22 protein-coding genes are annotated in these 25310 nt (G+C 35.6%); 12 read left to right on the top strand and 10 right to left on the bottom strand.

Going from position 1 to position 25310, the window contains the following annotated elements:
* The first annotated feature begins 443 nt into the window (after positions 1 to 443).
* The 9 genes from DFQ03_RS16735 (at position 444) to DFQ03_RS16775 (ending at position 10148) form a co-directional block, all read left to right on the top strand.
* The gene (locus DFQ03_RS16735; protein ID WP_133674390.1) at positions 444 to 1718 is read left to right on the top strand and encodes a metal-dependent hydrolase family protein; all 1275 of its coding nucleotides are present in this window, start codon (positions 444 to 446) and stop codon (positions 1716 to 1718) included.
* Positions 1719 to 1765: 47 nt separating this feature from the next.
* A complete protein-coding gene (locus DFQ03_RS16740; protein WP_208295933.1) occupies positions 1766 to 3526 on the top strand; it encodes a serine hydrolase in 1761 nt (586 codons plus the stop codon).
* Positions 3527 to 3709: 183 nt separating this feature from the next.
* Entirely contained in the window at positions 3710 to 4081 is a 372-nt protein-coding gene (locus tag DFQ03_RS16745) for an endonuclease domain-containing protein (RefSeq protein ID WP_133674392.1), read from the top strand.
* A 307-nt stretch (positions 4082 to 4388) separates the two neighbouring features.
* Positions 4389 to 4613: a hypothetical protein gene (locus DFQ03_RS16750; RefSeq protein WP_133674393.1), complete on the top strand. Its 225-nt coding sequence runs from the start codon at positions 4389 to 4391 to the stop codon at positions 4611 to 4613.
* Positions 4614 to 5047: 434 nt separating this feature from the next.
* Positions 5048 to 5746, top strand: coding sequence for a hypothetical protein (locus DFQ03_RS16755; protein WP_133674394.1), 699 nt, complete (start codon positions 5048 to 5050; stop codon positions 5744 to 5746).
* Complete coding sequence (locus DFQ03_RS16760) at positions 5740 to 8082, top strand: DEAD/DEAH box helicase (protein WP_133674395.1); 2343 nt, start codon at positions 5740 to 5742, stop codon at positions 8080 to 8082. The genes DFQ03_RS16755 and DFQ03_RS16760 overlap by 7 nt, the downstream gene beginning before the upstream one ends.
* A gap of 134 nt (positions 8083 to 8216) precedes the next feature.
* A complete protein-coding gene (locus tag DFQ03_RS16765; protein WP_133674396.1) occupies positions 8217 to 8957 on the top strand; it encodes a hypothetical protein in 741 nt (246 codons plus the stop codon).
* Between the two features lie 118 nt (positions 8958 to 9075).
* On the top strand, positions 9076 to 9582 hold the full coding sequence (locus DFQ03_RS16770) for a hypothetical protein (protein ID WP_133674397.1): 507 nt from the start codon (positions 9076 to 9078) through the stop codon (positions 9580 to 9582).
* Positions 9583 to 9611: 29 nt separating this feature from the next.
* Positions 9612 to 10148 carry a DinB family protein gene (locus tag DFQ03_RS16775; RefSeq protein WP_133674398.1) on the top strand — a complete coding sequence of 179 codons (537 nt, stop codon included), beginning with the start codon at positions 9612 to 9614 and terminating at the stop codon, positions 10146 to 10148.
* A 14-nt stretch (positions 10149 to 10162) separates the two neighbouring features.
* On the opposite strand, the gene DFQ03_RS19155 is transcribed toward DFQ03_RS16775, so the two are convergent.
* A complete protein-coding gene (locus DFQ03_RS19155; RefSeq protein WP_262711606.1) occupies positions 10163 to 10297 on the bottom strand; it encodes a hypothetical protein in 135 nt (44 codons plus the stop codon).
* A 175-nt stretch (positions 10298 to 10472) separates the two neighbouring features.
* On the opposite strand from DFQ03_RS19155, the gene DFQ03_RS16780 reads away from it, so the two are divergent.
* Together DFQ03_RS16780 and DFQ03_RS16785 are read left to right on the top strand one after the other, a co-directional pair.
* On the top strand, positions 10473 to 11711 hold the full coding sequence (locus DFQ03_RS16780) for a DUF2130 domain-containing protein (RefSeq protein WP_133674399.1): 1239 nt from the start codon (positions 10473 to 10475) through the stop codon (positions 11709 to 11711).
* A 138-nt stretch (positions 11712 to 11849) separates the two neighbouring features.
* Positions 11850 to 12371 carry a hypothetical protein gene (locus tag DFQ03_RS16785; protein WP_133674400.1) on the top strand — a complete coding sequence of 174 codons (522 nt, stop codon included), beginning with the start codon at positions 11850 to 11852 and terminating at the stop codon, positions 12369 to 12371.
* A 13-nt stretch (positions 12372 to 12384) separates the two neighbouring features.
* Here DFQ03_RS16785 and DFQ03_RS16790 read toward each other — a convergent pair whose 3' ends face one another.
* The 4 genes from DFQ03_RS16790 to DFQ03_RS16805 all read right to left on the bottom strand — a co-directional run bounded on the left by DFQ03_RS16790 (position 12385) and on the right by DFQ03_RS16805 (position 17242).
* Complete coding sequence (locus tag DFQ03_RS16790) at positions 12385 to 13146, bottom strand: LytR/AlgR family response regulator transcription factor (protein WP_133674401.1); 762 nt, start codon at positions 13144 to 13146, stop codon at positions 12385 to 12387.
* Positions 13143 to 14177, bottom strand: a complete 1035-nt coding sequence (locus tag DFQ03_RS16795) for a sensor histidine kinase (protein ID WP_133674402.1) — start codon at positions 14175 to 14177, stop codon at positions 13143 to 13145. Before DFQ03_RS16795 ends, DFQ03_RS16790 begins: the two co-directional genes overlap by 4 nt.
* A gap of 123 nt (positions 14178 to 14300) precedes the next feature.
* Positions 14301 to 14684: a hypothetical protein gene (locus DFQ03_RS16800; RefSeq protein ID WP_133674403.1), complete on the bottom strand. Its 384-nt coding sequence runs from the start codon at positions 14682 to 14684 to the stop codon at positions 14301 to 14303.
* Between the two features lie 242 nt (positions 14685 to 14926).
* Positions 14927 to 17242 carry a glycoside hydrolase family 113 gene (locus DFQ03_RS16805; RefSeq protein WP_133674404.1) on the bottom strand — a complete coding sequence of 772 codons (2316 nt, stop codon included), beginning with the start codon at positions 17240 to 17242 and terminating at the stop codon, positions 14927 to 14929.
* A 464-nt stretch (positions 17243 to 17706) separates the two neighbouring features.
* Between DFQ03_RS16805 and DFQ03_RS16810 the strand changes: the two genes are divergently transcribed.
* Positions 17707 to 18387, top strand: a complete 681-nt coding sequence (locus DFQ03_RS16810) for a head GIN domain-containing protein (protein ID WP_133674405.1) — start codon at positions 17707 to 17709, stop codon at positions 18385 to 18387.
* On the opposite strand, the gene DFQ03_RS16815 is transcribed toward DFQ03_RS16810, so the two are convergent.
* Genes DFQ03_RS16815 through DFQ03_RS16835 form a run of 5 tightly spaced genes read right to left on the bottom strand, consistent with a single transcriptional unit; the run spans position 18388 to position 25083 of the window.
* A complete protein-coding gene (locus DFQ03_RS16815; RefSeq protein WP_036156737.1) occupies positions 18388 to 18570 on the bottom strand; it encodes a CPXCG motif-containing cysteine-rich protein in 183 nt (60 codons plus the stop codon).
* A gap of 9 nt (positions 18571 to 18579) precedes the next feature.
* A complete protein-coding gene (locus DFQ03_RS16820; protein ID WP_133674406.1) occupies positions 18580 to 19248 on the bottom strand; it encodes a hypothetical protein in 669 nt (222 codons plus the stop codon).
* Between the two features lie 53 nt (positions 19249 to 19301).
* Positions 19302 to 20666, bottom strand: coding sequence for a TolC family protein (locus DFQ03_RS16825; protein ID WP_133674407.1), 1365 nt, complete (start codon positions 20664 to 20666; stop codon positions 19302 to 19304).
* Entirely contained in the window at positions 20666 to 23953 is a 3288-nt protein-coding gene (locus DFQ03_RS16830; RefSeq protein ID WP_133674408.1) for an efflux RND transporter permease subunit, read from the bottom strand. Before DFQ03_RS16830 ends, DFQ03_RS16825 begins: the two co-directional genes overlap by 1 nt.
* Positions 23953 to 25083 carry an efflux RND transporter periplasmic adaptor subunit gene (locus DFQ03_RS16835; RefSeq protein ID WP_133674409.1) on the bottom strand — a complete coding sequence of 377 codons (1131 nt, stop codon included), beginning with the start codon at positions 25081 to 25083 and terminating at the stop codon, positions 23953 to 23955. Before DFQ03_RS16835 ends, DFQ03_RS16830 begins: the two co-directional genes overlap by 1 nt.
* Positions 25084 to 25310: the final 227 nt, after the last annotated feature.

Below are 25310 nucleotides of genomic sequence, written 5' to 3' on the forward strand. Positions count from 1 at the left end.
CATTAAACATACTGACCCAAAAGGCCCCACCCCTAGCCCCTCCAAGGAGGGGAACAGTTTCTGACTTGAAACAAACTTTTTAGATAAACAGACGAAATAACTCTAATAAAAACCAATCTCCATAACCACCAAAAAACCCACAAACCAAACGAAAACCTCCCCTCTCGGGAGGGGATTGAGGGGTGGGTGATCGCGTAATGAAGTTTTCATTAAACATACTGACCCAAAAGGACCCACCCCTAGCCCCTCCGAGGAGGGGAGCAGATAGTGACTTTTATCAAACTCCTTTTAATGCTCGACTATAAAACTTTTTTAGTCAAACTTCTGTATCTTGCTGTAATCAATAAAGTCCACTCCCCTAACACTTTATAGTATTATTTTCATCAAAGAACTACGGTTATTGTATTCTTTGAAAAAGACTATATAAATCCAAACATTACCACATGAAACAATTTTTATCACTCCTTCTCCTTTTAACAGCGACATTATCCACAATTGCACAATCTAAACTGATCAAAGCAGACTCTTACTTAGATGTCAGAACCGGAAAATTAATTTCTCCCGCTAATCTACTTATCGAAAACGGAACCATAAAATCTATTAATCCGAAGACATTACCTGAAGGCGTAGAAACTGTAGACCTATCGGGTAAGATACTATTACCGGGACTTATGGATATGCATGTGCATTTAGATGGCGATTTTAGAGGCAGCTGGGACTATATCTATAAAGAAAGTGCTAGCCAAGGTACTGTTAGGGCAGTGGTCAATGCCGAAAAAACATTAATGGCAGGCTTTACTACCATAAGAAGTATAGGGCAGTTACATATTACGCCCGAGCTTATTGATGTTGCGGTTTCCGAAGCTTCTAATAAAGGGATGATCGCAGCACCCAGAATCATTCCATCGGGACATATGATTTCTATAAATGGCGGCCACGGAGATATTTCTTTAGGACTAGCTGAAGGATTAGTTACTGTAGGTCCAAATGACGGAATAATTAATGGTAAATATGATGCGATTGAAGCAGTACGCTATCAAATTAAGCACGGTGCCAAATTCATTAAAATGCATGCTACCGCAGGTGTGCTCTCTATGGAAGATGCGATAGGAGCACAACAATTAAGTAATGAAGAAATGAAGACCATTGTTGACGAAGCGTCTAGGCACCATATAAAAGTTGCTGCCCACGCACATGGTACCAAAGGCATTAAAGAAGCTATAAAAGCTGGTGTATATTCAATTGAGCACGGATCTATTATAGATGATGAGGGTATTCAACTAATGAAAGAAAACAATGTTTACTTGGTTCCAACAAGAGGGCTCGCTACCATTATTGAACCTATGATCGACAAAATGGATCCCGTTATGGCCGGCAAAGCAAAGTATGTTATGCCCATTGCCAAACAGAACCTTACTAAAGCCATTAAGGCAGATGTTAAAATTGCCTTTGGCACAGATACACCTATAATCCCTCATGGTAAAAACGCCATTGAATTCGCAGCTTTGATCGAATGTGGTATGAGCACTAAAGAAGCTATAAAAACTGCCACTACCAACAGCGCAGAAATGCTAGGCCTTACCGATCGTGGTGAAGTAAAAGAAGGTTTACTTGCCGATTTAATTGCTGTAGACACAAACCCCATAGATGACATAACCACTTTAGAACATGTAAAATTTGTTATGAAAGATGGTGTTGTATATAAGAATAAAAAATAAAAGCCACTTGTTGGTAGTATAGTCAATAAATCAAAAAAACGAATATCATGAAATCATCGCATAATAAATCAATCAGAAAACTTCTTTTAGGCTTTTTAGCATTATTATTTACGAGCTCCATGGCATTTGGCCAAACGAAAGCCGAACAGATAGATGAACTTCTAAATCAATATAAATCTTATGGAGAATTCAATGGCTCTGCTCTAATTGCCGCAGATGGTGAGGTAATTATTAAAAAAGGTTACGGAATGGCAAATATGGAATGGGATATTCCCAACAGCCCCAGTACCAAACATAGACTAGGTTCAATAACCAAGCAATTTACCGCCATGCTTATTCTACAATTGGCTGCCGAAGGTAAACTAGACCTACAGGCACCTATAACCACCTACTTACCCAATTATCCAAAAGAAAACGGAGACAAAATTACCACCCACCATTTATTGACTCATACCTCTGGAGTACCGAACTATACTGCCTTCCCTAAGTTTTTTGAAGAAGAAAGTCGTGACCCTTACACTCCGGAAGAGTTTACAAAAATTTTTCAAGATATGGCATTGGAGTTTACTCCTGGCGAGAAATTCAACTATAGCAATTCCGGTTATTTTCTTTTGGGTGTGCTTATTGAAAAACTATCCGGTAAAACGTATGAAGAAATGCTAGACGAGAAGATATTTTTTCCATTAGGTATGAAGGAATCCGGATTCGATCATCATTCAGACATCCTAAAAAATAGAGCAACAGGTTACGAGAATAATGGAAACGGATTTATCAATTCCCCTTTCCTAGATATGTCTATTCCGTATGCTGCAGGCTCGCTATACGCTACCGTAGAAGATTTATACCTGTGGGACCAAGCATTGTATACCAACAAATTACTACCCCAAAAATATATGGATATGTATTTTAAACCACACATACCCGCTTTCGGCAGTTTTCATTATACCTATGGATGGATGGTTGGTAATGAACCCCTCGGCAACACAACCGATAGTATCGCAACAATTACGCATGGTGGCGGTATTAACGGATTCAATACACAAATTTCAAGACAGCTTTCAGACAAGTCATTGATTGTGCTTTTAAATAATACAGGTGGTGCCCCATTAGGTAAAATCACACAATCGATTCTTGGTATTATAAACGATAAAACTTACGACCTCCCTAAAACTCCTTTAGCATCTAAACTTTTAGAGGTCATAGAAACTAAAGGTATAGATGCAGGGGTTGCGTATTTTGAAAAGAATAAGGACAACAAAGATTTTGATGTCAATGAAAATGAAATGAACCAAACGGGATATCAACTATTAGGGTCTAACAAAACAAAAGAAGCAATTCAAGTTTTTAAACTGAACGTAGACGCGTATCCAAAATCTGCCAATGTTTATGATAGTTATGCCGAAGCATTAATGAAATCTGGCGATAATAAAGGTGCTATTGAAAACTACAAAAAGTCTGTAGAGATGAATCCTGCAAACGTAAACGGAGTAGACATGCTAAAAAAACTTGGTGTAGACACCAGCAGTCTCACCAAAGAGTTCGAAGTAACAGAAGGACTATTAGAAAGCTACCAGGGTGTTTATGAATTAATGCCCACTTTTAAAATTACAATTACCAAAGAAGGCAAGCAATTAAAAGCACAGGCAACGGGGCAACCCATGTTCGATATTTTTGCAAAATCGAACGATACTTTTTACTTAAAAGAAGTTGCTGCTCAAATTCAGTTTATAAAAGATGAAAACGGAGCAATTGAAAGTTTAACTCTATTTCAAAACGGGCAAGAAATGAATGGTAAAAAGGTTGAGTAGTGTTAGGTTATTTAGTCTTATCACCCAACCCTAGCCCCTCCCAAGAGGGGAACAGCTAGCGTCTTTAATTAAAATATATTCTAACAATAATTTTATGAAAACAGAAGTTTCAACTAACTCTAGCTTCGCAATCAATAACGTACTTCTCCCCTCTTGGGAGGGGATTGAGGGGTGGGTACTACGATGAGAAAGATTATTCCGTATAACCCAAATTTAGTTGAACTCGCTAGAACATTAAGAAACAACATGACCCTTGGTGAAATTGTGCTATGGAGAGAAATCAAAGGTAAAAAGCTAGGTCAAAAATTTAGTAGACAAATTCCTATCGATCAATATATAGTTGATTTTTATTGCAAAGATCTTCAGCTCGCCATAGAAGTAGATGGCAGTATTCACTTTAAAGAAGGACATGAAGAAAAAGATAAAAAAAGGCAAGCACGCTTAGAATTTTTAGGTGTGTATGTGCTCAGGTTTTCAGATACCGATGTAAAGAATAATTTAAGCTTTGTTTTAGAAGAGATTAAAGTAATAATTGAGAGATTAGAACTAACATGAACCCACCCCTTGCCCCTCCCAAGAGGGGAATAGATCGTTACTTTTATTGGGTATTTTAGACAAAATAGATGTGGTGGCCCTTAACACCTATTCCCCCAAAGCAACCAAAAACGAAAACCTCCCCTCTCGGGAGGGGATTGAGGGGTGGGTGATCGGGTGATGAAGGTTTCATTGAACATACTAACCCAAAAGAACCCACCCCTAGCCCTCCCAAGAGGGGAACAGCTAGTCACTACAATTGAATAATTGCATACCAATACCCATTACCTCACCCAACACTGGTATCTTGCATGTATAAATTACAATTATGAAAATCAATTTATTGTCTTGTGATGCCCCAAGACCAGACAGAAGAGCTATTGCCAATTGTATTGTAGAGATATCGCCTAGCTGTAGTGCATCGCTAGCAAATGAACTTACCGATATACTTTTAGAAGGTGATGCCGTTGACATAGAATTGGATGATAAAAATACCGGTTCCGCATTACGGGCCTTACGAAAGCTTAGTATTGACTATGAAATTATAGAATAAAATACCCACCCCTAGCCCCTCCCAAGAGGGGAACAGCTTTTAGTTATCATTCATCTTTTTAGATTAAGAACATATATCAACACCAAATTGCGCAATGGCACCCTTTAGGGTCTGGGCGAGCGCTGGCATTATAAAAACCAATCTCCCCAACCACCAAAAAACCCACAACCAAAAACGCAATTCTCCCCTCTTGGGAGGGGATTAAGGGGTGGGTGCTACGGTGTACTAACTTCAACTACAAATGCAGCTCGTTATATTTTCTTTACAACCTTTTATTTTTCTGACAGTTTTACGGAAAACCGTAAGAAAATGTACCATAAACTTCTTTATATTGCAGTACCAAGTCAAGTATATTCCCCCAACCACTTTAACGGAAATTATATGTAATAGCTATTACATATACCGAATGTTGGCAGTAGTTAAAAAAACATTAAATGGACATTCATAAAATTGACAATACAAGTCTTTCTAAACTACCTACAGGAAGTTGTTGTGAAATTAATTGTATCTATATAAAGATTAAAGATTTTAGACCAATAGTTGACGAATTTGAGAAACATATTTGTGATACAAATTGGATAAAAAATCTTGACGAAATATCACAGATAACTTTTCGAGCTACTTCAAAAAAAACTATTGATAAAATTGTAAATGAAATAATTGCTAAAATATCTTCAAATGTAAATACTGAAATTGGAGAATTTATTGTTTCGTATGCAGCTCAGCAAGCTTTAGAAATTGAACATTCTCATAAATTAATTCCGTTAGCTGAATTACTTAAAGAAAAAATTACAGGAAACCCTGGTTTTGACTATCATTCTATAAGTTCTAAGAGTTATTTAGTTTTTGGAGAGGCAAAGTTTAGTTTAGAAGGAACTCCAAGAGCCAAAGCCTTAAATCAAATAATTGAATTTATTGGAGACAGAGATAGCTCTGAATTACTATCCTTACTTCCTTTTTTAGATTCAACAACCAAACAAAATATCATAGATAATAAAAAAGGATATTCAGCTGCTTTTTCACATAATAATGAAAACATAATTGATACACTTAATAATGCTCTTGATTCAGAACCAATAAAGGAGATTATTAAATATAATGAACTTTATCTAATCGCAGTTGAATTATGTTAAGTGAAATAATATTCAACCAAGATATTGACAATGATTTAATAAAAGAAATACTTTATGATTTTCATAAAAATGGTCCAATTGACAATAGCCATCTAGAAACTTTATCGTATCTGAAAAAATATAATGCCGATTCTTTCAAAAAATATGAATCTAAGCTAATGTTTCTTATGGGTTTGTTTTACAAAACAGAAGAACCAAATTCGTTCATAGAAGCAATTTATAATGCATATGCCGAGACAATAATGTCAGAAACAGGCCACAATTTCACTCCTGTACAAGCAGATGCGTATCTTTCAATAAAAAAATACACTAATTTTTCATTCTCAGCACCAACAAGTGCAGGTAAATCATTTTTATTTCAAGAATTAATTAAAGAAACTCAAGGAGATATCATTATCATCTTGCCATCAAGAGCTCTGATTTCAGAGTACTTAATTAAAGTCAAAAAACTGGTATCAAAAGAAACTTTAGTTCTCCAATTCATTGAAGTAGTAAATACAAAAAGAACTAAAAATAGGATTTATATAATAACACCTGAAAGAGGTGAAGAATTGTTTAAAAATATTCCAAAACTAAATGTAGAATTAATTTTACTAGATGAAGCCCAAATTTCGGAAGAAGGTATAAGAGGAATGAAATTTGATTCTCTAGTCAGAAGAATTGACAAAAAATTAAGCAATATAAAAAAGGTATTTACGCATCCTTTTATACTTAACCCTGAAGCACAATTTCAAAAGCATAATATCACACAGAGTACCGATTCGGAAACATATAATCAAAAAACAGTTGGTAAAATTTTCATTGAGCATTCAAAGAGTAACTTTAAATATTTTTCACCATTTCAAGATGAAATGAATGGAAAAAAAATTGAAGGTGATATTATTAAAGAAACCATTAAAAATAATGGCACAGCTCTAATTTACATTTCAAAAGCAAAAATATATAGTGGAGATTTTATTGAGTCTTTTGCAGACTATATCGAATTATGTCCAATAATAACCGATAAAGAAAGTTTAAGTTTTATTGAAAAAATAGAAGCCTTTTTTGGAACCAAAGATGATAGTGAAAAGAGTTCTATGCTTATCTACTTAATGAAAAGAGGTATTGTAATTCATCACGGTTCAATTCCTTTAAACGCAAGATTAATAATTGAAGATTTTGTAAATAGTCATCACGCTAAAATCTGTTTTTCAACTTCTACATTAATTCAAGGTATTAATATGCCATTTGATATAATTTGGATTAACAACTTTACTTTCAGAGGCAATGAAGATCAAAAGACTTTAAATTTAAAAAATTTAATAGGGCGAGCTGGTAGAGTAACACTTGCAGACAATCACTTTGATTATGGTTATGTCGTGGTAGAGAGTAGAAACAAGCGAACTTTTATAAATAGATTAAATACTGAATCATCATTATCACCATTATCAAATCTTGATAACCCGACAGACCCAAATAACGAAGACTTTATTGATATAGTTGATGCAATAAAAAATGACACTTTTAATTCTGAATTACAGTTAACAGAAAGTCAAATAACACGAATTGAAAAAGCAGACTTAGATACACAAATCTCTTTTATTTTAGACAACTTTTTAAACCAAGAGTTAGAGCCTTTAACAGTAAAAGAATATTATGTATTAACTGACTATAAAAGAAAAAAAATAAAGAAAGCACTTGAAAATATTTATACAGCCCATTTAAGACGAACTGAATTTGGTGATGGTGAAAAAAGTGTCCTAAGTGCATCTATACCCATTTTACTTTGGCAAATTCAAGGAAAGTCTTTTGCTGAAATAATTTCATTGAGATACGCATTTTTATCTGAGAAAGATTTTAGACGAAAGTTAAGACGTAAGCTGAAAAATGAGGAAATTTCAATAAGTGAATTTAAAAAGCAACTTTTTGAAAAAAAAGTAAGATTTTCTTGCATAGCCGAAGCTCTTCCAAATAAAAGTTTTAAAAGACCAGTACCTTTATTCAATAGAAACACAAGTGTAACTGATATAGATTTTGATACAATAATTTATGACACTTATGATTATATTGACAAAGTTCTTTCTCTTTCTGTAAAAGACCCAATATCTAGTGCGTTAATACTTTACTTTGAAAAAACAAATGATAAAAGGTCACTTATACTAAGTAATTATATAAAATATGGTACTAATGACGAAACAGAAATTTGGCTCTTGAAATATGGGTTTAGTTTTGAAGATATAGAGCTAATTATTGGACATATAGAAAGAATAGATGAAACAGAAATAATATTTAAAAAGTCAATTAATAAATTTATTACTAACCCAGAAAATTACAAGTTAATTGAACGATATATATAAGAATAATAACTAACGCCAACACCGTAGATAATTAATGGCTAGTTCTAGCTTACTTACGAAAGACCTCGCGGACTTTCTATCTGTGATTTATTTGATAATTTCAGTACTTAAAACACGTTAACTAACATTCAAAAATGAACAAACCGACATTAATTTTACTTCTAATTCTTACAATGTTTGGTTGTAAAAAAAATGTTGAGCAGAAGAATATTGCAAATGAATTACGAGGGAATACTTTTGATATGTTCTCTATTGAAGAAAATGACACACTAACAATTGAATTTAAAGATTCGACATACACAGTATTTGAATATAGCGATAAAGAATTACCTTGGAGAATTGCAACTTTTGACAATAATGATATTTTAGTATTTGACAACCGATTAATTGCTATTAAACAAATAGATGATAATAGCTTTGAAGGGCTTTTCATTTCTGAAAAAGACTATGAAATAAAAATTGAAAAAAGAGAAGCGAAATGGAAAAAAGAACTTCTAAATGGAATATGGATTGAAGAGCAGCATCATGCACTGTTCTTTAATGATAGTACTGAAAAACCGCCTCTTCCACCTGCGCCTCCAGGAGTATCCTTAGAAAATTTTCAATATCCCCCATTATATATAATTGACAAAGATTCTATTTCGACCAAGTATTTCTATCAAGAGTCAAAATCAAAAATTGAAGTCAATAATACTGCTGAATTCATTAGAATGAACTTACGTAGTGAGTCTAATAAGCTTGAGGAACAGTGGGAAATAAAAAATCTAACTAATAGCATAATGATTATTGACAGAACTCTAGAAAGGGAAAATGAAAAATTTAGTTTCTTAAAAACTAAAGAAGAAAATATAAAACTGATTAAAATCAATGGATAACTATCATTGCAATGAAAATAGAATAATGCTCTGAAACAGATTAGGAAAACTTAAAAACTCAAAAAATAAATTAGAAAAAAGCGAAATTGAATTAACTATGGCGTAAAATATCTATCCCATGAAAACAACCCTCACCACAATCCTTTTCATTCTTCTACACCTCAATACCTACTCCCAAGATAGCTTCATAAAACTACCACAAGCAATAAAAATCAATTGCCCAATGCTATTAATTGACGAGTATATCATCGCCAATAAAAATATAATCACTTCAAAGGAAAATATTGAAGAAATAGCAGTAATAAAAGATAAACCTAGACGAGAAACCCATGACTTTTACAATCTGAGTGAAAACGGTATTGCTTCAGTAACTTTAAAGAAAAAAATAGCCTCTAAAACTCAAGCTGAAATCAATACCTTTTTTGGTTTAGATGCGAACAATAGCGTTTATGTTAACGGGTATTTAATAGAATCCGCTAAGTACAAATTCTCAACCGAAAGTATTGTTGAAGTGGAATTGGTGACACCTACTACCGAAAATAGACTAGAACAAAGAGTCATCAATATTTGGACATTAACTCAAGAAGAACGTGAAAATGGCTGTGCATTGTCCCAAATGAAGTAAATTAGTTGTTCACCTCATCATCAATCATCATGAAAACAACAATCACACTTATCACCTTCCTCTTATTTACAACAACTTGTCTTCTAGCCCAACAAGACAAATTCATTGAAGACTCTATAGAGCGATTAGAAAACTCACGCAAGTACTTGTTACTGGTTGCCGATATGATGCCCGAAGAAAAGTATGGGTATAAAGCAACAGAAGAGTCCTTGAGTTTTGCCGAAAACTTAATGCATATTGGTTTTGCGCTAGATTGGCACAGCCAGTCTCTCCTTGGCGACCGAAAAGCACGCGTATACCAAACCGATACCGTTTTTAAACCTGCCAATAAAACAAAGGCTGAAATGATGGCGCGTATAGACCAAACGTTTACCGAAGCTATTGCTCTTTTACAAGATGTTTCTCCCGAACAGTTAGATACCGAATTAGATTATTTCGGACTTACACGCTCTGAACGACAAATATGTATGCTGTTGGCAGACCATATTACGCACCACAGAGGACAAATGTTGGTATACATGCGCCTAAACGGACTTACACCGCCACGGTACGTGCTATATCAATAGCGAGGTAAGAGAAACTATTCTTCTTTTTTCTTGTCGCCGTTCATTAGCATTAGTACAATGCCAACAAGGGTAATACACACAGCTGCAAATACAGCGATCATAATAACGCCGTTGCTCCAGTTTACCAAGGGTAGATGTAATGAGGTCATAGTCGGTAATTTTAATAAAACAAAAATAGAATGTAGCTACAAGATGTTCTATGACAATTGTCAGGAAATCAAAATACTACGCAACAAATGAATTTTCATTTCATTTGAGTGCCACCAAACGTTGTAGGCTTGGTATGGGTTCTGTATTTTTATAGTTGAAAATGGTTTTTAGAAAATGGTAGATAAAATTAAATGCCCAAATTGTGCTCATGAGTTTGATGTTGAAGAGGCACTTTCTGGTAAAATGCAGGCACATTTTAAGGCTGAATACGAGCGAAAAGTAGCCGAACAGGCTGAAATATTCAATAAAGAACGTAGAAAACTTGAAATCGAAGTAGAAGAATTCGAAAAGAAAAAGGAGAAGGAGAATGAGCTTTTTAAAGAAAAACTAGCCCAACGCCTTGCCAAAGAATCTGAAAAAATACAACTGCAGACCAACGAATCTTTTGAGCAAAAATTAAAAGCGCTACAGCAAGAGAACGAGAAAAAGAAAGAGGAGAACAGAGCGCTACGCGCTCAAGAGATCGACCTTTTAAAACGTGAGAACGAACTAAAGGAAAAAGCGGAGGACCTTAAGCTGAACGTGCAAAAAGAGTTGCTCGAAAAGCAAACCCAAATCGAAGAAAAAGCCAAGGCCAAAGAACGCGAATCTATGGCACTGAAGGAAAAGGAATACCAAAAGCAGCTAGACGACCAAAAGAAGCTAATTGATGAAATGAAGCGTAAGGCCGAACAAGGCTCTATGCAAATGCAGGGCGAAGTACAAGAATTGGCACTAGAAGAGCTGTTACGTGCCACCTACCCTTTTGATGATATCGACGAAGTGGGCAAAGGCGTTCGTGGTGCAGATTGCGTACAAACGGTTATAAACTCGCTTCAACAGACCTGTGGTTCTATTGTATACGAGAGTAAGCGTACCAAGAATTTTAGTAACGACTGGATCAATAAACTTAAACAAGACCAGATTAATTGCAAGGCAGATATTGCGGTTATCGTAACGGAGACTTTTCCGCCAGATATGGACCGCTTTGGAGAGAAAAACGGTGTTTGGATCTGCGGATTCAACGAGGTAAAAAGTGTATCGCTCGTATTACGAGAACTACTATTAAAAACACAATCGATAAAATCGTCTGACGAGAACAAAGGGGATAAGATGGAATTGTTGTACAGCTACCTAACCAGTAACGAGTTTGTACAGAATATCAACAGGATTATAGAAAACTATGACTCTATGATCAAACAGCTTAACTACGAGAAAAAAGCGGCCTATAAGAATTTTGCGGTTCGTGAAAAGCAAATTTGGGGCGTTCAAGAAAATATTAATGTACTCTTTGGTTCTATTAAAGGCATAGCCGGAAACTCGTTATCAACTTCCACGATACTTGATTTACCGGATGCGGAGATAGACGACTAGTTGTTGGTTGTTGGTGGTGAATTAGTGATTTTTTGCTGCGCGCTATTCGCAATACGTTATTCGCATTATGGATTACGCTTTTTATATTCATCAACCAACAGTTAAGGCTAAAAGCCATAATGCAAAGGCTAATAAATTATGAAGCAATGTCTCATCTTGTTTGCATTACTACTTGTTATTTTCTCCTCTTCATGCCAACAAGAAAAGAAAGCATCAGGTGATAATGTAACTAATATATGGACATCCTTTTTATCTGATTTAGAGGCTGAGGACAAGGAAGCTTTTAAAAATTCATCTGCCGAGACGATACGTTGCTATGATTGTTTAGAGAATACACCATCTGAAGTGCAACAAATGAGCATCCTAAGAGAACAAGATTCCCTTTGGTACGATAAAATTTACGAAGACCTCATTTATATACCCATTGACAGTTTTATAGCCAATGATTATGACATCCTATTTAATCCGCAGTTTATAAACATCCTTCAAGAAAATGAAACTGTTTATTTAAGCGAACAAAAAGAGGGGATAACCTATGCGCACATACTTGTTACAACAACACCACCGACCGTATTTTTCGAAGGTGGTCAACATAGCTTTTCATTTGTAAAAGAGCCGAACGGATATTTTAAACTTACCGAGATCAGCACCATCCCCTAAAAGAAGAAGCACCTTAAGTTCCCATCCAATTTTTAAAATCCGACGCTTTTGCCTTGCTCACTACAATACGCTCGCTACACACCGGGTGAACTTCTACCAACAACTTGCTGTTAAAATGAAATTTAATAGCGGTTATAGCCTCTCTACGTACTATAAACTGTCTGTTTGCCCTATAGAACACCTGGGGGTCTAAAGCCTCTTCTATGTCTTCTAATTTAATATCGAGCACATAAGAACGCTCTTGTACCGTTACCGCTTTTACAAGACCAGTATCTATAAAGAAATAGGCTATATCGGCAGTTTTTACAGGTAACAATTGGTCGCCCAAACCCACCAAGAATGTCTGTTTAAAATTTGCAGGTTTGTGCTGTATTAGATGCATTAGACTATGCATTTGCTGCTCATCGATACCATTTTGGTGGTTTTGAGCTTCAAAACGATCTAAGGCATCTGACAGTTCTTCTTGATCGATCGGCTTCAATAAATAATCAATGCTATTTACCTTAAATGCCTTTAATGCATATTGATCATATGCCGTAGTAAATATGATGGGAATCTTGATTTCTACCTGATCAAAAATCTCGAACGAAATACCGTCTGCCAAATGAATATCCATAAATACCAAAACACCTTCATGCGGCTTTGAAAAATATGCTACGGTCGCCTTTACCGTATCTAAAACGGCTATAACCTCGATTGCAGGGTTGATCTTCGTTAACAGATATGCCAGGTTATCGCTTGCAGCAAGTTCGTCTTCTACTAGTATTACTTTCATGCCGATTGCTTTAAAGGTAATTTTACTTTGAATATATCATTATCGGTACTGACCAACACTTCTTTTTTCAATAAAAGAGAATACCGCTTTTTAAGATTATAGAGTCCTGTGCCCATACCCTCAGCTAATGTGCTGCGTTTACGAATTGGGTTTTCTACCACCAAAGAATCTCCGCTAGAATAGACCTTTACGGTCAGTGGGTTGGTCGAAGATATTTCGTTATGCTTCACTGAATTTTCTACCAATGACTGCAATGCCAAAGGTGGCACTTTACAATCCATAAACTCATCGGCAATATCTATATCTATTTGTATGCGATCTCTATAACGGGTCTTCATTAAAAAACAATAACTATCCAGAAACTTTAATTCTTCTTTTACAGGTACTAAATTGGTCTCGCCACTTTGTAATATGTAGCGGTACATGTAAGATAGCTTATTTACGAATTTGGTGGCATTTTCATTATCTCTTATCAAAGAGGATAATGAATTTAGCGAATTGAACAAAAAATGTGGATCGATCTGGTTTTTTAAGGCTGCCAATTCGTTCTCTAGATTCTGTTGTTTTAACTGCTCGTTCTCAATTCTACTCTCTTGCTTATCTGTACTTACACGTAATAAACGGGCAATAAAAAATAGTACTATAGACAGGTTGATGAAGGTAAAATTAACCCAGCCTTCTTCATGAGAATCCAACGTTCTGCCATTTACCAAAGGATAAACTGCTATTATGATTTTTACCACTACAAAAAGTGATAAAGCATTTATGAGCAATATCAAGATCCACTTTAATATTGGCGACCATTTTAAAGCATCATAATCTATATTGGCATTCAACTGTATTACCGACCATGAAAAACAAAAGAAGAAAAGATACCTATATAAAAAGTCGGTAACCCAAGACATGGAGAAATTTAAGTTCCCCTCCATAATACCATTATATAGATAGATAGTCTTTGGCAGCGATACCAAAATACCTATAAGTAGGGCCGTTTTAACTACTTCTCCCTGTTTAACCTTTGTCAATGCCATGTAATCTCTTTTCTAAATGGTACTTTTCAAATATACCGTAATAATAACTTTGAATTTGCAATGCGCAAAAAAGCCGGTCTTTACTAAGTAAAGACCAACTTACATTTAAACTACACTAACTTCTTAAAGTGCATAGGCATCAAAATCGGCAGGTAAATAAGCTGCAGTTTCAAAACCTAATTCCACAATATCTTCCTCTTCGAAAATTTCAAAATCTATATCGGATAGATTGGCACCTGCGTAGGGATCAAAATCAAGAGGCAAATATTCAAATGCATCGAAACCTAAATCTATTTCTTCGTTGATTTCTAATACTTCAATGTCGTTCGCATTCAATTTATCCATCTCTAAAGATGCTTCTAACTGTGCTTCTAAATCGATAACACAATCATTGAAAATGGCGGTGATTTCTGCCTTCTCGGTTTCTTTATTTTTTTGAATTCCTTTAAATGATATAAAGGTGACGGCCACTACGACCACCGCTGATAAAATTTTAATGTTTTTCATGATTTTATAATTTTAAGTTCTTAGAATTGTTTTACTATACCCCAAAGATATTGCGCAATACTGCTTGTAGATAATATTAGTGACCCAACTGTCAAATTTGCCATCTAAAACAGCTTTAGACAGTTATGAATTTTTTTTTGGCGGATATTAAGCGGGAATAATTTTGAAGTAATTAGTACTTATACACTTCTAATTTGAAGTAGACAAACAATTAAAATACATTCATTTTTTCGGATGCACGCCTACTTAGTGAACCAATCGCGCACCGATTCTTCGGCTAATTTGTTATTAGGTGTAAAGGCACTATTATGCTCGCCGCGGTATTCGATGTAGCTAGGGAATTTCCACCACAGTATACCTTGGCACCAAGGTTCGTTTTGTATACCTTCAAAGATAATCTCGTAAGATCTACGCTGTGCTTCTTCGTTAATGGTATCGTCTGCCTCTGCATGCGGATTCTTCCAAGGGGCATCAACACTTCTAAAACCTATTTCGGTAAATACGATGGGTTTTTTAAAGCGATCATATACCTTTTTAATCTTCGTCTTTACGGTATCGAACTGCAGACTTAATTCTTCGTTCGTAGGACTGTCTTTTTTACTCAACGGATAATAGGAGTTTAAACCAATGAAATCTAAATCGTCCCAAAATTCTATTTTCTCAAATTCTGCTCCCCAATTGGCGGCATAGGTAAGTTGCCCAGAATAAAGCGCCCGCGTTTTCTTGATCATCGCACGCCAAGCTTCAGGTTGCGACAAAGTTGCTTTGGTAAACTCTACCCCTATACACAAGGCATCCATCTCATGAATTTCTGCCAAGAAGGCGTAGTGGCGGATCCAACGATAATAATAATCATGAAACTTGTCCCATTGTGCATCTGTAGGCATATCTATACCGCCCGGCCAACTACCGCCCACATAAATCTGTGGTTTCAACAAGGTATACATACCCATATCACTCGCCATTGCCACGGCATGTACTACAGCGTCATCGTTTTCACTACCGGCATTATTACTAAAATGAAGTGGCGTTGGTGTATTTATATCGTTAATGCCCGTATACGGTACGATTGCCATGGCATTACTACCCATATTCTTTTGCTTCAATAGAGATTCCGTCGCTTTTTGAGAACCATAGCCGTTATAAATACTATAGCCTTCATGTGCAAAATTGAAGCCTTTTAGGTAGGGTAATTTTTTCTTTTCCGTTTTTTTCTTCGGATGTGCTTTTGGCAACCCCTTTAAATAGTTTTGCCACTTTACTTCTAGTATTTTTTCTTCTGTTTCAGAAAGGGATGCATTTTTGTATCGTTTTAGGTAGGTTTCTTTCCCCCAAGTTTTTATTAGAAAATCGGTAAAAGCACCTGCCATACAATCTCTAATAAGTGATGATTCCATCTCCATAAAAGAATTATCCAACAGTTCTGCTACAGTAAATGTATTTTCAGATTCTACCAACCTTGCCGACCAATAATGATAGCCTTTCATTTGCCAGGTATTAGTAAAATAAATCGGTAAACCCGATGTGATTATATTTTTATCACTCTCTCCAATAAGGTTGTGCAGCAACAAAGCATTATCTCTACCGATGTTATTATTGTCATAGATTTTATTGACAATGGTGTGTACCGAATTTGTTACAGTATCAAAAGTAGAATGATCTGTATTGCCTGTCATCAAGCCTTTTTCTTCTGTACAGGTATAAAAATTATATGTAATTTTTGGTGCATTCTTGCCACTAACAAAATCGACTATCGTAGCTTTTGATGCTGTAACCTTTGCTTGCCAATTATCAACATCGGCTGGTTCAATGGCTTTTTGATGGTCTATGAATTTAAATTCATCGGTATCTAACAAAACCCTGGTGCCCGTGGCAAAATTGAAAAATGTAGCCCCCTCAATTCCCCATTCGTTATTGAAATCGCCCATAACCAATCGCTCTTTATTCTCATACACCTCGTATTCTAAATTCTGGCAGTAAAACGACTGACCTTGCTCAGCTACTTTTTCTTCAAAAAATGAAAATACTTCTTGGGCATCTGTACCGGTCAAAAAGCTAAAAGGAATTTTAGGGTCTGTGGGACTCGGATAAAAACTTACCCCGAGAATCGAATTATTATTGGGTACTTCTTTTGAGCCTATTTTTATTTCTGAGTTCGATACCTGAAAAGGGGTATCGCCCATGTATTTTTTTATCAGCGGATTCTCATCTACGGTACCTACCAAAAAAACAATACTATTGTTCAGTGCTTCTCTGCTTACCTCTGCTACATTTTGGTAACTGACCTTTACACTTCGCCAAGATTTGGTAACCTCCATCAAAGAAAGGTTATGAAGAACATTTTTATACTGCTGCTGTAGTGTTGAATCTTTTGCACCGTAGACCACCAATATCTCTCGCTTATCGAAGAAACTTCTACGAAGATCTCTTCGTGTAGCCACAGAATCTATTGCTTTGGGTATGATCTCATTTTCTGCTTTAGGAAAATATTCTACACCTGCAAACCCAACAATACCAACAATAACAAATAAGGCAACTAAGAGATATTTCTTCTTCATAAAGTCAGTAATTGGCTAACTGTTGTTTAAGATAACAAAACTGTAAAACCTATATCTGTTTACGACGTTATTTAACTTTTAAAAAAGGAAATTTTGTGGTGGTATGTTCCAAACCTGTTTTAAATTCATTTTAAAACACCTAGGTTTCTTTCATAAACACTTGAACTTGAAAAAGGGTTTCCGATTCATTTATTCTTCTTTAGGCATCTCAAATGTCACTTCGAGTGAATTTCAAGGCACGAAGAAATTTGTATCGAGAAACTCGCATGTTCCAGACCTGTTCTCGATACATTTTTAAAAAACGCTACGCTTCTTTCAAAAACACTCGAACTGACAATACGTTTTGCTTGAACTTATTAGTTTTAAAAATCGAATAAAATATCACAAGTAAAATCCACTTCTGCCCTTTTGTGGTAGAAAGCCATTTGTACCTTAACTTTGTACTACCAAATAGTCAACGCTACATGAAATCAATGCTACTTTTTACTTGTTTCTGCTTTTATACCTTGACCGCTTTTGCCCAAGGCGTAGCAATAATTCCATTAGAGAAATATACAGAGCTTCGAGTGTACGATAGAATTAGTGTTACCTTAGTGAAAGGCGAAAAGAATAAAATTGAAATATCTGCCGAGAACAAAAAAGATTTGAGCATTACCGAAAATGACGGTCGCTTGAGACTAAAAATGTGCTCGGGCGAATCTTTGCTGAATTCCATCTTAAGCATTAAACTTTTCTATACTGAAGCACTTTCGGTTATTGATGCAAATAAGAACTCTCGTATTATTTCAACGGGATTAATTATCGGTACAGATTTAGCTATTGAAGCACAAGACGCCAGTACCATCACCTTAAATATTGCCTACAACAATGTATCGGTTAAAAGCACGAGCGGTAGCGAAATAAAACTTTCTGGTAATAGCGGTACTCAACAGGTGATGATCAATACCGGTGGTAAACTTTTAAATAAAGGTCTAAAGACTAAAAGTAGTACCGTAATCGTATTATCTGGAGGTAGTGCCGAAGTTTATGCCAGTGAGGCTGTTATTGCCAAGGTAAAAGCAGGTGGAGCAATTACGGTGTACGGCAACCCAAAATCTGTAGATAAAGATGATACGTTTGGTGGTAAAATTGCAATACTAGAATAATTACTGCTCTATACTCTGAACATCAAACCCAATCAGTTCATTATCTTGAAACTGCGGAGTAACCTCTATAGGGTTACAACATACTTCGCAATCTTCTACATATGTCTGTTGTGAAATAGATGGATCTAATAGCATAGATACTTCTTCCCAACAATACGGACACTGAAAATAATGCTCGAACATAACTACAGTTTATGCTTTCAATTCTTTCGCTAGTTCTTTTAAAGTAAGAGTCTGAATTAAATTACCGCCATTAGAAGTAAAAATGGTATCGTAACCTAATTTTAAGGATAGTATATCTTCATTAGTATCTAAATGAATGTCTGAAGGGTTTACCTTGACTTCTTCTAACTTTACATCGAAACGCTTTTTTAAGCTGACCAATCCGTTCATCTTACGCAACTCGAATCCGTAGAAATCAAACAAGCGCTTTAATCCGCTGAAAAAACTTATTCCTATAAAAACTAAACTTGCCATGGCAAATTTATATGCCAAGGTAAAAACGTCTAGCTCATCTCCATTTATAAAAGTATGTGCCAAGTTTATACAACCATAAATACCCAAAAAGAAAACTAATAGACCAACGATAACAGCAAGCACATCGGTAAGTAAGGCTTTGGTAGTTCTGGTTACCGTTAAGCCATCTGCCGTTTTGTTGGCCTGAAATCCGAAATCTTTTAAAAACTCTAGATTATTAATTTGAGCTAGTTTATTGGCAATGGTAGTTTCTAAACCACTTAAATCTACAACAACAGTACGTTTCTGCAACTCATCTTGTAAACTTAATTGCGCTTCAAAAGTGAGTAATGAATGTTGATCTAGAATTTTTATAAGCTCGCTATTTGTTCTATCGCTATACATGTTATTCCCTAATTAATTTACTCGACAATCGAGGTTAAAATCTCTAAGCCTTCTTACAATTCTATATTCAATAACTGACCTGTAAGTTGCAATAGTTGAAGCTCTGCTAATTTTGCATCGTACTTTGCCAAGTTCTTATTGGTCTGAGCGTTTAACAAATTGATCTGTGCCTGTCTAAATTCTATAGATGTAATACTGCCCAATTGAAATTGTTCTTTTGAACGTTCAAAATTGTTTTGGTTCGTAAATACGTTTTGCTCTTGAATTTGATATATTTTTAAAAGATTCTCATACAATGCCATTGCATTTTGCATATCTCTATTTACTTCTAGCTCTACCTGCTTGCGCAATAATTCTTGATTAGCATAGGTAATCTTCGCATTCTTTACACTTACGGTTGTGCTACCACCATCAAAAAGATTCCACGTAAGACTTGCACCTAAAGAATAGTTACCTACGTTAGAATTAGTGCCCGGAAATACGGCCCCCGTTAAGAAAGCAGAAGGGGCATTTTGGTTTCTATTCCATCCATAAGAACCGGTAAGACCAATCGTTGGCAAATAGCCCGATTTGTTCACTTTAATATCATATGCATTGATATTTAAATTGGTTTCTGTCTGTAAGACCGCCACGTTATTCTTAATAGCCTCATCCATGAACTCGACAATCTGAAATTTAGGTATGAAAACAATAGTGGTATCTACCTGATATTGGGTAGCTAAATCTTGGTTCAAAACTACATTTAAATCGCGCTTTGCATTTGCCAATTGCTGCTCGGTATTCAATAAATTAATGCTATCATTGGTCATATCTACCTGAGCGTTCAATATATCTAACCTGGTATTTTGACCGTATTCAAAAGAATATTCTGACCTGGTTATTCTATCTCTTGAAATTTCCAATGCTTGCTTTTGAACATTTTTATTCTCGGTCAATCGAGCGATTTCAAAATAAACCGTGAACATCTGTATCATTGTATTTTCAATGGTCTCGCGAGCCTGTAACGTACTTAATTGATACTGCTCTTTTAGTCTTTTATAATTGTAAAATCTACCCATTCCATCGAATAACGTATAGTTAAGGTTCAAAGCAGAACTATATCGCTGACTCTCTGCACCATCAATAGAAATGTCATCTCTTTCGGTACCATCATCATTAAATTGCCCTGGAAATTCGGTTGTGGTATTATTGTTATTATAGGTTGCCGCCGCCGTACCTGTCAAGGTAGGTAAATAGCCAGAGTTTAAAATACTCGTGTTATTTTCAGCAATCTCGACTTGACCTTTAGCTATCTCAATTCCGAAATTGTTCTCCAAAGCCTTTATAACAGCATCTTCCTTCAAAAGTGTCTTTTCTTGTGCAAAAATTCCACAAAGCGGAAAAAATACTAATAATGTGATGAATCTTACTTTACTCATTATAACTTATCTATATTCTTATATGGATGTGAACCACCTTCAATTTGCCCTAGATGTTCGCTACCTTCAATTGCCCCATGCGAATGACTTTCTAAATGTGAAGCTTCTTTTCTTTCTTTAATTGCTCTTTCTACTTCTTCTTTCGTAATCTTATGACCCGAAGCGAAAGATAAATTCTGCGCTTTTAAATTGTTGCTGAACGATAAAAACAATGGCAACATCAATAAGGTCAGCACTGTAGCAATACCAATACCATAGGCAATAGAAATCGCCATTGGCTTCAAGAACTGCGCTTGTCTACTCGTCTCTAACATTAAAGGAGCCAAACCTGCGATAGTAGTTATCGATGTCAAGAAAATTGCTCTAAATCTCGATTTACCTGCTTCAAAAATGGCATTATCGAAAGACATACCTTCACGTAAATTCGAATTGAACTTACCGATAAGTACAAGGCCATCGTTTACCATAATACCGATCAAGGCAATAATACCTAATATAGAAAGTACGTTTATTGGAAAATCGTGTATCCAATGTCCCCATGCTACCGCTGTAAAGCTAAACGGCACCAATAATAATAACATTAACGGCTGACTAAAACTTCTAAAGGTAAATGCGATAGTGATATAGATTAACAATATTACCGTAAAACCTACCAACTTTAAAGAGCCTGTCAATTTCTCCAGCTCTCTATTCTGACCTTCGTAAGATGCACTTACCGTTGGATACTTAGATTGTATCTCTGGCATGTGCACATTCTGAATTTCGGTCATGATTTCTGTAGGGCTATCCTTTACATCTTTCATATCGGCAGACACTTGAATTTCTCGTCTACCTTCTAAACGATTGATAGCAACATCACCACGTACAATAGTATAATCTGCAATTTCACTCAATGGTACCCGATCACCTGACGGAGTTACAATACGCATATCATCTAAATTAGAGATTGACGATCGCTCTTCTTTATCGTAACGAACCCAAACCCTGATCTCATCTTGAGAACGCTGAAAACGTTGTGCCTGAACCCCAAAGAAACCTGCACGAACCTGAGTCATTAATGTCTGTAGATCCAAACCTAATAAATAGGCGTTCTCTTTTAAGGTTAATCTAATTTCTTTTATACCCGCCGGGTCATTATCTGCAATATCCTTTAATCTAGGATTTTTGGTCAATATGCCCTTTAATTCAGCTTTAGCTGCTTTTAACTGCTCGATATTATTACCAAGTAAGGATACCGAAACCGGTGACCCACCAAAGTTACCGCCAGAACCATAAATTAGACTTTCTACACCTACCACCGGACCAACTAATTCTTCTAATCTTCTAGTGACCATATCTGCAGAAATCTCATTTGGTCTTTCTTCACCTGGTAACAAGTTAAGAGTCAATACCGCCGAAGAAGAACCCGGACCTAATCTTCTGATTATATTCTCAAAAACATCTTTATCTGATGCAACCATATATTCTTCTGTCAATTCTTTATTGACGATTAAGGCTTTTTCTTCGATTAATGAGATAATGGAATCTGTGATTTTTTCATTGGTACCATTTGGCATCTCTAATTCAATACCAACCCTATCACTGGCAATTCTTGGAAAGAAAGCCGTTCTTATAATACCGCCACCTACAGAACCTAATGTTAAAATAAAGGCTGATGCAAATACAGCGAACATGAATATTTTATGATTCATAGAAAAACGTAGAACTGGCGTATATAATTTATCACGCATCCATACCATTAGCCTATCTCCAAATTCATTGATTACCCTTAGTTTGGCAAATGCATTCGCTAATCCGCTTTTTGGTTTATCATCTATTGGCTGCAATGCTTTAGAATGAGCTAGGTGAGCAGGTAATATAACCAATGCCTCTACTAACGACACTACCAATGTCAAAATAACAATAACAGAAACCTCACCAAAGAACTCACCAATTCTACTATCTAAAAACAAGAAAATAGAGAACGCTAAAATCGTTGTAATAATAGCAGAAATAATAGGAGGCAGTACTTCCATAGTACCATCTACGGCTGCCTGAACAGGAGATTTCCCTTTTTCGTAATGCTGATAAATATTCTCGGCAATTACAATACCATCATCTACCAAAATACCGATAACGATGATCATACCAAACAATGAAAGTACATTAATGGTAACATCGAAGAAGCCCGCAAAAACGAACATCCCCAAGAAAGCAACAGGTAAACCAAAGGCTACCCAGAACGCTAATCTTGTATTCAAGAAAAGAGATAAGAATATTAATACCAACACCATACCCATAATGGCATTCTCTGTCAGTAACTGTGTTCTTTGATTTAACGTTGTAGATTGATCCGATACTACATCTAACTTAATGTTATTATACTTCTGATTGAACTCAACTACATATTCATTAACCTGATCTGCAGCGGCAATTAAATCTTCGTTATTAGTACTAGTTATAGTTGTACTAACAGATAGGTTACCATTAAAAAAAGTTGCATTTGGGGTTTCAGCAAAACGATCCCTAACAATAGCTACATCTTTTAAACGAATTACATTACCAGATTGATCTGCACGAACAACAAGGTTATTTAGTTCACTACCGTAATACGAACGGTTATTTGCACGTATTAAATATTCTTCGGCATCTGTTTTAATATTACCACCTGTTACTAGTATGTTAGCATTGGCAACCGAACTAGCTACTTCAGAAAACGACAAGCCGTAAGCTAAAAGATCATTTTCATTAACAGCTATCTCAATTTCTTCATTCGGGAAACCAGAAATCTCTATTTGAGAGATACCCTCCATGGCCCTAAGGTCATTCTCGATTTCTCTACCAACACTCTTCAGTGTTGCTAACGGAATGTCTTCTCCACTAATAGCAAAAGATATGGTTTGACGAACACTTTCTAATTTAGAAACGATTAAAGGCTCCATACCGGTTGGGAAGGTAGGTACTCTATCTACCGCATTTTTTACTTCTAAAAGCATGAAGTCGATATTCTCTCCTTTTTCAATCTCTACATTAATGGTACCACTGTTCTCTCTAGAAGTAGAGGTTACACGATCAACGCCTTCAAGTCCTTTTAAGTTATCTTCTATCTTAAGTACAATACCTTCCTCTACCTCTTGTGGCGATGCACCTGGGTATGTAATTGTAATCGCAATGTTCTTAGAATCCGTCAATGGAAAGTAAGAAGACTTCAAAGCCTTTGCCCCTACAATACCAAATAAGGCAAACGAAATAACTATAACATTAACGGCAACATGATACCGAATAAAATATTCTATCAGTTTACGCATTATTCTTTCTTATTTTCTGGTTGTTCAGAGTACATTTTTACCGCCATACCTGTAAAAGCACCACTTATAGGCTTAGAAACTATTGTAATTCCGTCAGGTACGTTTTTAAGTACAACACTCTTGTCTGAGAAATAAACAGGCTCTACATCGATCTTATCAAGAACAGAGTCTCGTACTATAAATATCTTGTTGCCTTCCAACAACAACCCTCTATCTACCTGAATAGCATCTTCTTCTTTTTTTGCATCTAAATCTGCTTCTAAATACATACCTTCTCTTAAGTTCTCGTCGTCAACTTCGATATAAGCGTTTACCGTTTGGGTCAGCTGATCAATACTACCACTGATTCTTGTAACTTTACCTTTATAGGTGCTGTTATCATCTAAATTGGTAAGTTCAACCGACTCGCCTACTTTTAATAAATCAGTATAGCGTTTACTAATAGCAACTTCAAGTTCGTAAACTTCGGTATTAATGAATTCTCCTAATTTCTGACCTGATCTTACCAAAGTACCTTCGGTAACCAAGGTCTCAGTAAGAATCCCTGAAAATGGAGCTACTATACGATATTTAGATAATCGTTGCTCTAAATTCTTAACATTATAAAAACTGGTTAAAATACCTCTACCTGAAATAAAGAACTTTTCTTTCTCCGTAGTCATTTCTGGAAGCGCCGGAGTGGTTTTTGACATATCAAAATTAGAAAGGTAATCTTGCCATTTCGAATAGATATCTGGATAGTCTAATCGTAAATCGGGCATAACAGCCGTTAATTGATTGAAAAGATTACTCTTTGCAGATTGCACGCTTGCAGCATATTCATTTGCATCGATGCTTATAATAGTCTCGCCTTTACGAAAAGCTTGCCCTTCTTTGAACAGCTTGCTACCCTTTTTAAATACACCTTGAACCTCAGCATATAACTCTACCCGTTGTTTCGCTGTTAGGTTACCATTTGCCGATACTACAATGGGTACCATTCCATTCTTTACTACCTCTGTAAAAACAGTTTTAACTACTTTATCAGATTTGGGCTTGAATGTTTTCTTACTATCAATAATAGCTCCAGCTAAAAAAAAGGACACTACAATTAGTAAAATACCTAAAACGGTAAAAATAATTTTTCGCATTTTATTTTAATTTATAAGCGTATTTTAAAAAAACACAGAATCAAAAATACTTTTTAATATCCTTTAGAATCACACTAATTAAATGAACCGACCAAATTTCAACGTGAAACGACTTTGATACTAATTCAGCTTAATTTTCTACTATTCTTTAGGAACTTTATTTCCCTAAAACTTCAACACTAACGTCTTAAATTCAGCGACACATTTTTAACAACAATCAAAGTATT

Origin of the sequence: Maribacter caenipelagi, from assembly GCF_004364175.1 — a bacterium.
Lineage (GTDB): Bacteria > Bacteroidota > Bacteroidia > Flavobacteriales > Flavobacteriaceae > Maribacter > Maribacter caenipelagi.